General features: G+C 70.4%; 13 protein-coding genes. 7 read left to right on the plus strand and 6 right to left on the minus strand.

Annotated elements, in window-relative coordinates; all coding sequences use genetic code 11:
• The first annotated feature begins 2 nt into the window (after positions 1-2).
• The gene (locus tag P2L57_RS10450; protein WP_275811746.1) at positions 3-410 is read left to right on the plus strand and encodes a hypothetical protein; all 408 of its coding nucleotides are present in this window, start codon (positions 3-5) and stop codon (positions 408-410) included.
• Positions 411-566: 156 nt separating this feature from the next.
• Positions 567-2,273 (plus strand): thiamine pyrophosphate-binding protein, encoded by a 1,707-nt coding sequence (locus P2L57_RS10455; RefSeq protein WP_275811748.1) that lies wholly within the window; start codon positions 567-569, stop codon positions 2,271-2,273.
• A 19-nt stretch (positions 2,274-2,292) separates the two neighbouring features.
• Here P2L57_RS10455 and P2L57_RS10460 read toward each other — a convergent pair whose 3' ends face one another.
• Entirely contained in the window at positions 2,293-2,931 is a 639-nt protein-coding gene (locus P2L57_RS10460; RefSeq protein WP_308292450.1) for an ATP-binding cassette domain-containing protein, read from the minus strand.
• Positions 2,814-3,341 (minus strand): hypothetical protein, encoded by a 528-nt coding sequence (locus P2L57_RS10465; RefSeq protein ID WP_275811751.1) that lies wholly within the window; start codon positions 3,339-3,341, stop codon positions 2,814-2,816. Before P2L57_RS10465 ends, P2L57_RS10460 begins: the two co-directional genes overlap by 118 nt.
• Positions 3,342-3,699: 358 nt before the next feature.
• Here P2L57_RS10465 and P2L57_RS10470 point away from each other — a divergent pair, with 358 nt between their 5' ends.
• Both P2L57_RS10470 and P2L57_RS10475 read left to right on the plus strand, forming a co-directional pair.
• Positions 3,700-4,509 (plus strand): ScbR family autoregulator-binding transcription factor, encoded by an 810-nt coding sequence (locus P2L57_RS10470; protein ID WP_275811754.1) that lies wholly within the window; start codon positions 3,700-3,702, stop codon positions 4,507-4,509.
• A 448-nt stretch (positions 4,510-4,957) separates the two neighbouring features.
• Complete coding sequence (locus P2L57_RS10475; RefSeq protein ID WP_275811756.1) at positions 4,958-5,203, plus strand: chaplin; 246 nt, start codon at positions 4,958-4,960, stop codon at positions 5,201-5,203.
• Between the two features lie 239 nt (positions 5,204-5,442).
• Here the strand turns inward: P2L57_RS10475 and P2L57_RS10480 are convergent, their stop codons facing one another.
• Positions 5,443-7,743: a GH92 family glycosyl hydrolase gene (locus P2L57_RS10480; RefSeq protein ID WP_275811963.1), complete on the minus strand. Its 2,301-nt coding sequence runs from the start codon at positions 7,741-7,743 to the stop codon at positions 5,443-5,445.
• 186 nt (positions 7,744-7,929) lie between these two features.
• Between P2L57_RS10480 and P2L57_RS10485 the strand changes: the two genes are divergently transcribed.
• Both P2L57_RS10485 and P2L57_RS10490 read left to right on the plus strand, forming a co-directional pair.
• On the plus strand, positions 7,930-8,364 hold the full coding sequence (locus P2L57_RS10485) for a RidA family protein (protein ID WP_275811758.1): 435 nt from the start codon (positions 7,930-7,932) through the stop codon (positions 8,362-8,364).
• Between the two features lie 123 nt (positions 8,365-8,487).
• On the plus strand, positions 8,488-9,711 hold the full coding sequence (locus P2L57_RS10490; RefSeq protein ID WP_275811760.1) for an FUSC family protein: 1,224 nt from the start codon (positions 8,488-8,490) through the stop codon (positions 9,709-9,711).
• A gap of 33 nt (positions 9,712-9,744) precedes the next feature.
• On the opposite strand, the gene P2L57_RS10495 is transcribed toward P2L57_RS10490, so the two are convergent.
• The 3 genes from P2L57_RS10495 to P2L57_RS10505 form a co-directional block, all read right to left on the minus strand.
• Positions 9,745-10,056: a hypothetical protein gene (locus tag P2L57_RS10495; protein WP_275811762.1), complete on the minus strand. Its 312-nt coding sequence runs from the start codon at positions 10,054-10,056 to the stop codon at positions 9,745-9,747.
• Positions 10,057-10,126: 70 nt separating this feature from the next.
• Positions 10,127-11,653, minus strand: coding sequence for an LCP family protein (locus P2L57_RS10500; protein ID WP_275811764.1), 1,527 nt, complete (start codon positions 11,651-11,653; stop codon positions 10,127-10,129).
• A gap of 118 nt (positions 11,654-11,771) precedes the next feature.
• Positions 11,772-12,371, minus strand: coding sequence for a DUF6542 domain-containing protein (locus tag P2L57_RS10505; protein WP_275811766.1), 600 nt, complete (start codon positions 12,369-12,371; stop codon positions 11,772-11,774).
• Positions 12,372-12,595: 224 nt separating this feature from the next.
• Here P2L57_RS10505 and P2L57_RS10510 point away from each other — a divergent pair, with 224 nt between their 5' ends.
• The gene (locus tag P2L57_RS10510; protein ID WP_275811768.1) at positions 12,596-12,934 is read left to right on the plus strand and encodes an ArsR/SmtB family transcription factor; all 339 of its coding nucleotides are present in this window, start codon (positions 12,596-12,598) and stop codon (positions 12,932-12,934) included.
• Positions 12,935-12,956 lie beyond the last annotated feature (22 nt).

A 12,956-nucleotide genomic window follows, 5' to 3' on the forward strand; every position in this document is an offset into this window, starting at 1 on the left:
CCATGAGCACGACGCACACCGCTGGACCGGTGCGGCACGGCAGGCCGCACCACCGGACCGCGCAAGCTCACCGCTCCTCCTGGGTGGTGCCCACGGTGCTCGGCGTCATCTTCGGCGCGTACGCACTCTTCCTCGAACAGGCCAACGGCGTGTCCGCCGGGACGGCCGCGCTGCGCGGGCTGGTCGCCGCGGTGGTCATGGCGGCGGTCTGCTTCCTGATCGGCAGGCGGCAGCGCTGGATGCAGGCGGAGAGCCAGGCGATCGCCTACGGGGTGGTCTTCGGTATGGCGATGGGATACCTGATCAACCTCAGCGGCGCCACGCTGCTCAAGTCCTCCCTCCTGGGCCTTGCCTTCGGCGGCGGCATGGTCGTCGCCACCTTCTACCTCTCGTACGCACGTCGGCACTGACCGCAGGCAACCGTCCCTCGCGGTTGCGCGTGTTCGTGGTTGCCAATGCTTCCGGCCGCTCCTCAGGGCAACTACCGGGAAAACCTTGGCGGTTGGGGCGACATGGCCACCGGAGCACCGTGCGGTGGAAGGACGAGGACTACGGGGGATCCACGCATGACGACATATCAGCGTTCCCTGGAGCCGCCTGCCCGGCTCCTGGTCGACCTGCTGCGCGACGAAGGGGTGGACCGGGTGTTCGGCAACCCGGGCACCACCGAGCTTCCGCTGATCAGGGAGGTGGCGGCGGCGGGCGACCTGCCGTACGTACTCGCCTTGCAGGAGCACTCCGCGGTGTCCATGGCGGACGGATACGCGCGCGGCACCGGCCGCCCCTCGTTCGTCAGCCTGCACGCCGCGGGAGGCTTGGCCAACGGTGTGATCGGGATGCTCAACGCACTGCGCTCCGGCACCCCGATGGTGGTCCTCGCCTGCCAGCAGGACCAACGCCACCTCGCCCAGGGGCCGATGCTCACCGGGGACCTGGTCGCGATGGCCGCGCCGGTCGCACACTGCGCCGAGCAGGTGCACCACGCGCAGGACCTGCCGGTGGTGATGCGCCGGGCGTTCCGCCGGGCCAGGACCGCACCACAGGGGCCGGTCTTCGTCTCCGTCCCCACCGATGTGCTCTCCGTTCCGGCCCGGCTGGCCCTCCCACCGCGCTCCCCGCTGCCCGAGCTGGGTACCGCGCCCGAGGCCGACCGGGCGGCGGAGGTCCTGATCCGGGCGCGGCGGCCCGCGATCGTCGCCGGTGACCGGGTCGGGCAGGGCGGCGCGGACGCCGAACTGCGCGCCCTGGCCGAGGTTCTGGGCGCGGTGGTCTACCCTCAGCCCATGTTCGACGCGGTCAACGCCGACTCGGAACATCCGCTCACCGCCTGGCCATTGCCGCCGGACAACGCGGTCGTCCATCGCGTGCTGGCGGAGCACGACAGCGTCCTCTTCGCCGGGGTCACCATCCGTCCGCACCACTTCCGGCCGCAGAGCGCGGTGCCGGAGGAGGTGACGCTGGTCCAGCTGGACACCGATCCGGCGCAGATAGGAAGGAACTTTCCGGTCGAGGTCGGCATGGTGGGCGCGATGCGCCCGACGCTCGCCGCACTGGCCGCCGAGGTGCGGTCCCGGCGCCGGCCGGAGGCCGCCGTCGAGGCCGTCCAGCGGGCCGCGCGCATCGGGGAGCGGCTGGTCGCGCGGCGGCTGGCCTGGCGGGAGCAGTCCCGCGCGGCGGCCGCAGCGGCACCGATGCACCACAGGGCGGCGGTGCAGGCGGTGGCCGACGCCCTGCCCGAGTCGGCGGTGGTGGTGGAGGAGGCCGTCAGCTCCGGTCCGGCACTGTGGCGAGCGCTGCGCATACGACGCCCGGGCGACTACCACCACACCGTCGGCGGCGGGCTGGGCTGGGGCATCGGCGCGGCGGTCGGCCTCCAACTCGCCCATCCGACGCGGCCGGTGGTGGCGGTGGTGGGCGACGGTTCGGCGATGTTCGGTGTGCAGGGGCTGTGGAGCGCGGCCGCTCAGCAGGCGCCCATCGTCGTGGTGGTGCTCAACAACGCCGAATACCGCGCGGTCCGGGAACCGGCGGATCCCGAGGAGGCGGCCGGCTATCCGGGGATCGACCTGGTGCGGCCCGCGGTGCAATGGCCGCTGCTGGCCCGCTCGTTGGGGCTGGACGCGGTACGGGTCGAGCACACCGCGCGGATCGCCCCCGCCATCGCGGACGCCCTACGCTCCCGGCGTCCCACGGTGATCGAGGTGCCGATCCTCGGCTCCGCCGCCGAGCGACATCCGGCGCGCACCGAAGCGGACCGCCGAGCGGGCGTGTGAGCCGTGCGGGGCGGAAGCCTCAGCCGACCCCAGGGCATCGGCCGTCGCGTACCGTCCGGCCCACCGTGGCCCGCAGGGACACGGACCCCGGCAGCGCCCTGGTGCCGATCTGGCCCCACTCCGACGGCAGCGGCACCGGCAGCTCCGCCACCACCCGCCCGGGCGGTGCTTTCAGCATCAGGATCCGGCCACCGAGACAGACGCTCCCGTCGATGTCATGGGTGGCCGGCGCAACGGTCATCCGGTGCCGGTCCCGTACCGCCGGCAGCAGGTCCTCCAACCCCTCGCGACCTTGTGCGTCCACCGAGCCGAACGGTTCGTCCACCAGCAGCAGTAGCGGATGGCAGGCCAGGGCCCGGGCGATGGCGACGCGCTGCTGCGTGCCGCCGGACAGCCGCCAGGGGTGCAGCGGCGCCTGACCGGTCAAACCGACCGCGGCCAGGGCCTCCTCGACGGCGGCCCGCCACCCGCCGCGGGACAGCCCGCGGCGTCGCAGCGGTAGGATCCGACCCGCGCACCGGACGGACTCCCGCCGTGACGTCAGGCCGCCGCGCGCTGCCGCTCCTCCCTCGCCAGGAGGTCGTAGAGCGCCTCCGGCGTGACGTAGCCGGGCCACCGGTTGTCGCTGAAGAGGTGGACGCCCGCGTCCTGGTAGCACTGGTCCACCAGTTGCGAGCAGATCATGTGCCGGGTGGAGGCCACGTACCTGCGCAGCCCTGGAACCGGCAGCCGGAACCGGTGTGCGCCGATCGCCATGTAGTCGAGGAAGCTGTACGGCACACCGACATAGCGGGCGGCGGCCGTGCAGATCGCCACGCGCTGCTCGTCGGTGAGCCCCGCCGGGTAAGCGTAGAGCGTGTGCTTCCCGGCGTATTCCTCAAGTGAGGCCATCCGAGCGCCCCCGGGCTCCGCCTGCAGCAGCTGGCCGTCGGGCAGTACGAGGAAGGCGTGTTCGTAGTCGGCGAACCCGTTGCCGTTCGCCCACTGCCCGACACGGATGAACACGCCTACGGGACCGGGGATTTGAGCGAGCCCTATATCGCCGGGCAGGGGATCTGGGTGTATCACGGCGACGTCTCCTCAGCGTTGAGGCCGACGAGCCCGTCGGTGGGCGGCATCCGCGGACCGACATGGCGATTCCTGATTCAACCAGTGTGGCAGGCTACGGGTGCTATGACGATCCCTCAGCAGCACCGGATACAGATTCACCCCGAGATCCGACGCTGCGTTGGCCAAGGATGATGCCACTGTGGCTGAAGATCCGTACTTGCCGAAGCCGCCAGCGGACCGACAGCATTTCCAGACAGAACAGCAACCAGACGGGACAACCAGACAAGCATTGCCACAGCCGGACAGCACACCCGTCGGACGGCGGAACAGTCGACCCGGGACCGGGATGACCGGGGCAAGGCACGCGAGGGACGAGATGGGGCAGCAGGACAGGGCCGCGAGGACCCGCCGGGTGATCGTGGAGACGGCGGCCGCCGTCTTCGACGAGTTGGGCTACGAGGGGGCAAGCACCACCGAGATCCTCGCCAGATGCGGGCTCACCAGAGGCGCCCTGTACTTCCACTTCCCCTCCAAGGAGGCCATCGCGGACGCGGTGGTGGCCGCGCAGGCGGAGGCACTGGTGCCGCCCGAGCGCCCGGTGAAGCTCCAGGCGGCGATCGACCTCACCCTGAGCTTCGCGGACCGGTTACAGCACGACACCGTGTTACGTGCGGCGGTTCGGCTGACGTTGGGTCAGGCCTCGTTCAAGCACCCGGACGCACTGCCCTACCGCAGCTCCGCGGACGTCATCCGCGGCCTGCTCCGGGAGGCGGAGGCGGGCGGTGAACTCCTGGCGACGGTGGAGCCGGGCGAGGTCGCGCAGCTCATCGTCGGATCGTTCACCGGGATCCAACTGCTCTCCCAGGTCTACGACGAACGGCGCGACCTGAGGTACCGAGTGACGAAGATGTGGAAGTACCTGCTCCCGGGACTCGCGGTGCCGGGCCTGCTGCCGCGGCTGGCGTTATCCCTCTCGCGTGAGACCGCACCGACCGGTGCGCGCGTCGACGACGGGCCCCGCGTGGTGTCCGCGGCCCCTTCGGTGCCGCCGGTCGTACCTTCGGTGCCGCCGGTGTGCCGCGCCGCCTCCTCCCCGGCCGCGGTCACCCGTGCACCGCACCCGCGGATCCGGCGTGCCGACGATGTCGCGGCGGCCCGACTGCCCCACCGGGGGCCCGCGGTGTGACCGCGGGGCGCCCCGTGGCTCCCCTTGGCGTTCGCCCGGACAGGTGATCAGTCGGCGGAGGGCGTTGCCGATCACGGCTGGGGATCGTTCACCAGGAGTAGCAGTCGCACGTGGGGGCGTGTTGACGGAGCATGTCGAATCCGGTCCGGGGAATCGATTCTTCAGACGGTTGGACCGTAGACCCGGCGACCTTCCGCCATTCCTCCCGGCAGGTCGCCGTACGCGGGCCGGGCGGACGCAGGCGACGGCGTCCGCCCGGCCCTCATGCCTTCACCGGCCGGTGCGCCGGTGCGGGCCGGTGAGCACATCGGCGCCCAGGGCCGCCAGCGGGCCACGGCATTAGGCACTCCGGGTGCACTCACACCAGCAAGGGCCGAGAAATACCGCTTATCGCCCTATTCATTGATATGACGGATTCGATTCCACCACCTGAATGAGGAGGACGAGAATGAAGCGAATCATCACGGCCACCGCCCTGGCCGCGGCCACCTGTGCGGCGGTCATCGGCGCCGCCGGTGCCGCTTCGGCCGGTGAACCCGGCGGCGCTCACGCAGCCGGGTTCGCCGTTGGCTCCCCTGGCATCCTTTCCGGGGACGTGGTCCAGGTACCGGTCAATATCCCGATCAACGTCTGCGGCAACACGTTCAATGCGGTCGGGCTGCTCAACCCGGCCATCGGCAACGTCTGCAAGTAGCCGCCTGGCGGCCCCGGACATCCGCTCCCCCCTCAGACGTACGAACCTCCTTTGAGCCGTTGGCAGACCGGCCCTGAGGAGACATCAGCTGTACCGACGTGGTGGAGCCGGTGCCCGGTGGCCGCCGCGCTGGCGGTGCCGGACACCGCATCGGCCCTGCTCGCGTTCCGCGACGGATCGCGGCGGGCCCCGACCGACTGGTGGTTGGGGCCCGCCGCGATCTGCCGACGACCGACCGCTCAGCGACCGGTGAGGGGCGGCGGAATGTCGGCGGCACCCGTGCCCCAGCGGGACGGCCTACCGCCCACGGTGAACTCGATGGTGTGAGCACTGCGCAGATCGGCACCGGTGACATAGGTGGCCGACCGCGGCTGACCGCCGACGCGTACCGACTGGATGTAGCGGTTGCTCGGCGAAGTACCCACGGCGGTGATGGCCAGATGGCCGCCCGGGTAGTACCGGGGGTCCAGTGTGAGGTCCACCCGCCCGAACGCCGGGGTGGTCAGTCCCCACACGGCCATCCCTGGCTCGACCGGGTAGAGGCCCAGCGCGGACAGCACCGCCCAGGCCGTCATCGTCCCCATGTCGTCATTGCCGGTGATGCCGTCCGGCCGGTCGCTGAAGAGGGTCAGCGCCGCCTGCACCACGTCAGCGGTCTTCCACGGCTGACCGGTCGACAGATAGGTGTACGGGGCGTTCAGGTCCGGCTCGTTCTCGGGGTTGTACCGGTCCTGGTGGTAGTACGCGGTCGGGCCGTTGACCCATGAGTGGCGCGCGGTGTCCGCCGGGTCGCGTAGCAGGTGGCGGTAGGCGAAGAACTGGTCAAGGCGGGCGTTGGCCGCGTTGTTGCCGCCGATCAGCCTGACCAGGCCGGGCATGTCCTGCGGCACCAGCCACTGGTACTGCCAGGCCGTGCCCTCGTGGAAGCCCACGCTCTCCTTCGGGTCCGCCGAGCCGAGGAAGGCGCCGTCGGCGTCCCGGGCCCGGATGAACCGGGTGCGCCGGTCGAAGACGTTGCGGTAGTTCTTCCCGCGCTCGGCGTAGCGCCGGGCGTCGTCGTCATGGCCGAGGCCGCGCGCCATGGTGGCCAGCGCGGCGTCGGCGAGCGCGTACTCCAAGGTGGCCGACGGGCCGTGCAGGGAGTCGAAGTCGCCTGGTTTGTGGCGTGCGTTGGTGTCCAGGGGGACGTAACCCTTGGCGAAGTAGCGCGGGTTGCCGCCGCGCCCCTCGAAGGCGGAGTTCGCGGGCGGTACCGAGTCGGCGTTCTGCCGCAGCGCCTGGTAGGCCTCCTCCTCGTGCCCCGCCAACAGCCCCTGGTTGTAGGCGTTCACCAGGAACGGGGTGACCGGGTCACCACTCATGATGTTGGTCTCGACGGTGCCGTAGCCCCACTTGGGCAACCAGCCGCCCTCCGCCCGCACCCGTAGCAGCGACAGCGCCATGTCCCGGGTCTGCGCGGGAGCGAGAAGCGACAGCAGCTGCGCCTGGGTGCGGTAGGTGTCCCACAGCGACCAGTTCTGGTAGTACGTGAAGTGCTCGGCCTTATGTACGCGACCGTCCCAGCCGTTATACGAGCCATCGGCGTCGCTGCCGGTGTTCGGCGACAGCAGGGTCCGGTAGAGCGCGGAGTAGAACATCCGCCGCCGTACCTCGGTGCCGCCCTGTACCCGTACCTGGTCCAGTCGCCGCTCCCACGCCTGCCGCGCGGCGGCTCTGACGGTGTCGAAGTCACCCCTCCCCTCCCGCTCCAGATTGCGCCGGGCCCCGGCGAGGCTGACGTAGCTCAGCGCGGTGGTGGCCGTCACCGTGCGATCGCCGCGGGTGTCGAACCTGACGTACGCACCGCGCGGCCCGGCCCCGCTGGAGTGGCTTGACCCGTCGCTGACCCGGCCGCCGGACCAGGTGCCGTGCGCGGTGAAGGACCGGTTGAAGCGGGTCACGGTGTGGAGGGAGTAGGGCCGGGTGTCCGAGCAGAAACCGCTGCCGGTGATGGTGGCCGCCACCGTGTGGTCGTCGAGCACGGTGACCTCGCTGGAGACGACCTTGTGCAGCGCCTGACCACTGTTGAGCAGCACATTGGCCTTGCGGGTGGCGGGGAACGTGTAGCGCTGCCATCCGGTACGGGTGGTCGCGGTCAGCTCGCTGGTGATCCCGTTGGACAGGCCCACCCGGTAGTAGCCCGGCGAGGCCTTCTCACGCTGGTGCCGGTACGGCACGGCGTATTTCGCGTAATCGGTGGAACCGATATCTCCGATGGTCGGCAGAATGGGCAGGTCGCCGCCCGCCGGGCAGCCGACGCCGGACAGATGCACCGAGCTGAAACCGCGGATCGTGTGCTGGGCGTAGTCGTAGCCGGTGGCATAACCGGTGTCAGGGGACAGTTGCACCATCCCGAACGGCAGTGTGGCGCCGGGGAATGTATTGCTCTGGTTCGCCGTACCCATAAACGGGCTGACCAGATCGGTGAGTTGGTTTCCAGCGGAGTCCGAGGTACTCGCGACGGCGGGGGACGGCCCGGCCAAGCCCGCGAGGAAGGCCATTGCGGCGGTGGCGGCCAGCGGCGCCCGCCGGTACAAACGGAATGATCTCACTCCATTACGATGCGTCACGAAGAGACTACATTCGCGTAATGGGATCGTCGTGATGTCGTGGTGTCGCCAGACTGACCAGCACAGCACCACACGAATCACCGGCGTGTGGGCGATCGGCGGCGAGAGGACCGGTAGATGAGCGGCGTACGCGCGAACTCGGACAGGACGCACGGCGGGCTGGAGCGGATCAACCCGCCGCAGCTGTCCCCCAACACCGGTTTCAGCCATGCGGTTCGCGCGACCGGCGGCACCCTTGTCTTCCTCGCCGGGCAGACGGCGCTCTCCATGCAGGGAGCGATCGTCGGCGACGGCATTGTCGAACAGTTCGAGTTGGCCCTGGCCAATCTGCTGTCCGCGCTGCGGTCGAGCGGCGGCGCGCCCGACCAGCTGGCCAAGGTCACGGTCTACGCCGTCGACATCGAGGACTACCGTGCGCACGCCGCCGACATCGGACACCTCTGGCACCGGCTGGTCGGCCGCGACTATCCGGCGATGGCGGTCATCGGCGTCTCCCGGCTGTGGGACCGCGAGGCGCTGGTGGAACTGGAGGCCATCGCCGTGCTGCCCTGACGCGAAGTCAGGCGGTCGACCGCCTGACGAATATTGCCCATATAGTGACCGCTTTCGCACCGATTCACCCCGCTGGCCTACCCCATCGGTGTCCCCGCCGCACACGGCGGGGATAGCTGCAAGGTGCCCGCAGTCCCCGCTCCTCTCGTCGGCCTCATCAGGCTCCGCAACGAACCCGTCCTCGTACAGATGCTGCGGTCGACGGCCGCCGCGGTCATCAGCTATGTCGCCGCCGTGCGGCTGTCGAACAATCCGAGCCCGCTGACCGCCCCGCTGACCGCGCTCCTCGTCGTCCAGGTCACCCTCTACACCACGCTCACCACGGGGGTCCGCCGGGTGGGCAGCGTGGTCGCCGGGGTGCTGATCGCGGTGGCGTTCAGCGCGCTGTTCGGGCTGACTTGGTGGAGCCTCGGCCTGATCATCCTGGCCTCGCTGCTCATCGGCCATCTGATCCGCGTGGACGAGTTCGTCGCGGAGGTCGCCATCAGCGGCATGCTCATCCTCGGGGTGTCCACTCCATCGAGCGAGGCGCTGGACCGGGTGCTGGAGACGGTGATCGGCGCCGCGGTCGGTGTGCTGTTGAACCTGGTGATCGCTCCCCCGGTCTTCGTCCAGCCCGCGGGCGAGGCGGTCGCCGAACTGGCCACCCGGATCCGGCAGTTCCTGCTCCGTATCGGCATCGAGCTGCGTAGTGGTGCCACTTATGACCAGACCATCGCCTGGCTGCACGAGGCACGGCGGCTGGACAACGACATCGCGCGGTTCGACGAGTTCCTGCGCCGGGCGGAGGAGAGCACCCGGCTCAATCCCCGGGTCCGCCAGGGCGCGATGGCGCGGCTGATCCTGCGCAGCGGACTGGACACCCTGGAGGTCTGCGTCGTCGTGCTGCGCACACTGTGCCGCTCGTTGTCCGACCTGTCGACGGAGCGAAGTCAGCAGGAGTCGGTGTATGAGGACGAGTTGTCCGCGGAACTGGAGCATCTGCTGACCCATATCGCTGACGCGGTGGACAGTTTCGGCCGTCTGATCAGTGCACAGGTCACCGCGGGCGCCGAACGCGCGGAGGCCGAGCTGGAGCAGGCGCTGCGCGACGCGCGCGAGGACCGGGACCACATCTCCGCGCTGCTGCGCGCGGAGGCGCAGCAGCAGTGGGAAGGCTGGCAGCTGCACGGCGCGCTGATCGCCAGCATCGACCGGCTGCTGGACGAGCTCGACGTGGAGAAGCGGTCGCAGTGGCTGGCAGCCCAGTTGCAGCGGACCGTACCGGCCGAGTCGGCGCTCGGTCACCGGCTGCGGCGCCACGCCCGGTCCACCAGGGGCCGGTTGCGGCGGCCGTTCAACAGATGACGGTCCGCCGCTGGCCGACGTGTTCGCGGCCGGTCACCCCCCGTTCCGGTTACCGCCGTCGCGGCCCGCGTACCGGGCGATGATCCAGGCGGCGCCGCGCGCCGCCAGGACCCGGCGCCGCCGCCGCCGCGAACCAGGGGCACTCGGCGGCGGCTGCCGGCCCGGTGGCAGCGCCGCCAGGAAGGTCAGGCGCCGACCCGCCCTGGCCAACTCGGCGAGAAGGCGGATCCGTTGCTGCGGTCGGGTGGTCTGTAACAGTGCCGCGTACAGGCCCTCTATCTCGGCCACGGCCGCACCGATACGCAGATTGACCTCCCGCCGCTGACGTATTTCCCCCTGCGGCATGCTGGGCGACCGTCCTTTCCTTCTCGCATCGTCGGTTGACTGTGGTGGGTAGGGCCAAGCTCTGGGCGCGCTAGTCGACGCAGGGAATACCGCCCATCTTGACCGTCTGGCCCTGGAAGGCCGTGGTCGGTACGGGGTCCGGCGCGTCCGACGCAGCGGCCCGGCCGAAGGACGCGGGGGACGCGGCGGGCGGGGGCGGCACGTCGTCGGATTCCGACTCGTCCGCGTCCTGCGGGTTGAATCCGGCCCCGAGGGTCACCACGACGTGCCCGGCCGGTACGGCCGCGCTGGCCAGCGGTGCGGCCACGCCCACCGCGGGGGCGATCTGCCGCGCCGCGTCCTGGGCTCCGGCGCCGTAGACGACCGTGGTCGTGGCGTGTTCGGGGGCGTTGGTGACCTCTCCCGCGGTGTACCCCAACGCGGTCAACGCCTTGGACTCGGTGGCGGCGGCGCCGCTCACCCCGGATCCGTTGCGCACGTCGACCACCAACGACGCGCCACCTTGGGCGCCTGACGCGGGCGGATTCTGCCGTGCTCCGGTGGTGGCCGGGTCCTGGCCGATCATCCTGCCGACGATGGATCTGATCTGCTCCGGATCGACGAGATTGACCGACTCGCCACCACGCTGTGCGAAGCCCGCGATCGGCAGCGTGTGGAACTCCACGTTCCCGCCGGTGAGGTTCGGCGCCTGCTGGGCGAAGTCCAGGACGTTCCAGCTGCTGTCGATGACCAGGTCCTGCTTCACCACGTCCAGCAGCCCCTGCAGCTTGCTGAGGTCGCCGAAGATTCCGTGGACTTTGAGCTTGTGCGTGACGGACGACAAGAACGCCTGCTGGCGATGGGTACGATCCAGGTCACCGCCGGTCAGACCGTGTCGCTGGCGCACGAAGGCGAGGGCCTGCCGGGGGTTCAGCTCCTGGTATCCGGCAGGGAAGTCGGCCCCGGAGTAGCGGTCGTGGACGGGCTGCCTCAGGCACACCTGGATGGGCTGCAGCACCTTGGTGATGTCGTAGAAGCCCAGCAGGTTGACCTCGGCGAAGTGGTCGATCGGCACGCCGAGGAACTGCTGCACGGTGGCGAGGGTGGCCTCCCGGCCGACCTCACGGCTCTGGTGCTCCAGGTCCGCGCCCTTGACGCCCTGCGCGGCCAGCCGGTCCTCGGCGGCCGCCTTCGCCAGTCCGTAGGCCTCCTTCATCTTGTGCATCCCGCCGGGGGTGCCGTCGCCGTCCAGCACCTGGACGTAGTCGTCCCGTGGAACGGAGAAGGCGGTGACCTTGCCGCCGTTCGCCGGGATGTGCATCAGGATCAGGGTGTTGGTGTTGTAGCCGCCGATGTCGCTGGACCCGGCGTGCAGTTCGTCCTCGACGAACTGCTTCGGCAGATCGTTGCCGTCCATGTCCTTGCGGCTGTCCAGGCCGATCAGCAGTAGGTTCACCGAGTTGTCCAGATGCGCGGGTGCCCGGCCGCGCACCGCGTCCAGTGCGTCGGAGGTGTTCAGACCACCGGTCAGGTAGTGGTACGCGCCCCATGCCATGCCGCTGGCCACCAGGACCAGCGCCGACGCGCAGCACAGGGTGATGCGGACCGCTAGGGTCACCGGTGAAGTGGTCCCGCGGCGCTGCCCCTTGTGATCGGTACGTCCCGCTCCGGCGACCCGCTCCGAGATCCGCCGCATGCCGCGCCCGACCGGCCGCGCCCGACCGGCATCGTCCCGCTCAGGCACTCCCGGCCCTCCCGCCAAGCCGGGCCCGCGCATAGCGGACCAGCAGCACGGCCAGCACGGCCGCCTCCGCCGCCGCCATCGCGGGGAACGCGTCGACGCCCCAGCGCACCGCGCCGGTCGTCAGCCCCTTGCCGCCCTGGAACGCGGCCGGGCCGAGCAGCAGTTCCGCGGTGACCGTCACCGCGGCCACCACCAACGGCGGCGCGGGCACCAGCCACCACAGCGCGGACCGTGAGCAGGACGCCGCCGCGACTGCGGCGGCGGCGACCGCCATGAGCAGGAAGGCCCAGCCGAGTTGGGAGCTGACCGCCTCGTCAAGGGCGGCACCCATCACCGGCAGCGCCAGCAGGAGGGCCACGCCTCTGGCGCGCGCCGGTTGCCGTTCCCCTCTGCGGGCTCTGATCGCCGCGCCGCGGGCGGCCCGGACCCGTGCGGCGGATCCGGCGACACGCCCGGATCGCGACCGGCTCGCGGTACGGGTCGCCGCCTGCTGCGGCACCCGCCGCGCCGAGAGCGGCTCAGCTCCTGATCCGTTCTGGTTCTGCCACCGCTCCGCGTTCTCCCCCAAGGCATCGGCTGGGCGGCCCGCCATACGCAATCCCTCAATCGATCGGCCGGCGTGTCCGTCCGGCGGCGTGCTGGGCTTGCCCCGTGGGCAGGGCAAGGCGATCCGGCTACGCCGTGGGGCACTTCGCGTAACGGATCACTACTTGCTTAGTTGCGCAATGTAGCAAGTTATTCGGCTACTCTGGAGCCACCCGGCGACCGTGGCGGGTACACGGATACGCACTTTGGCGACGGAGGGGTCCGAAACGGATGGCGGCACCGGCTGCGAGACGCGAGGTTCCCCCGGCTCAAGCCCTGGACCTGGCAGCGGCCGCTTTCGCACTCTTGTCGTCTCCGATGCGTCTGCACATCGTGTGGGCCCTCGCACAGCAAGAGAACGATGTCTCGCAGTTGGCGCGACGGGTTGGCGGCACGCCGCAAGCAGTCAGTCAGCATCTGGCAAAACTGAAGCTCGCGGGAGTGGCCCATGCCCGCAGACAGGGCCGCCACCATGTGTACTCCGTGAGCGACCAGCACCTCACAACGGCTGCCCAGCATATGCTCGAACGGCTCACCCGGGACGTCGCGAAGGTCACCATACGTGCTTGACATAACGTATCGCCCCAGTCCA

The sequence above is a fragment of the Streptantibioticus ferralitis genome, from assembly GCF_029223525.1.
Classification (GTDB): Bacteria; Actinomycetota; Actinomycetes; order Streptomycetales; family Streptomycetaceae; genus Streptantibioticus_A; species Streptantibioticus_A ferralitis.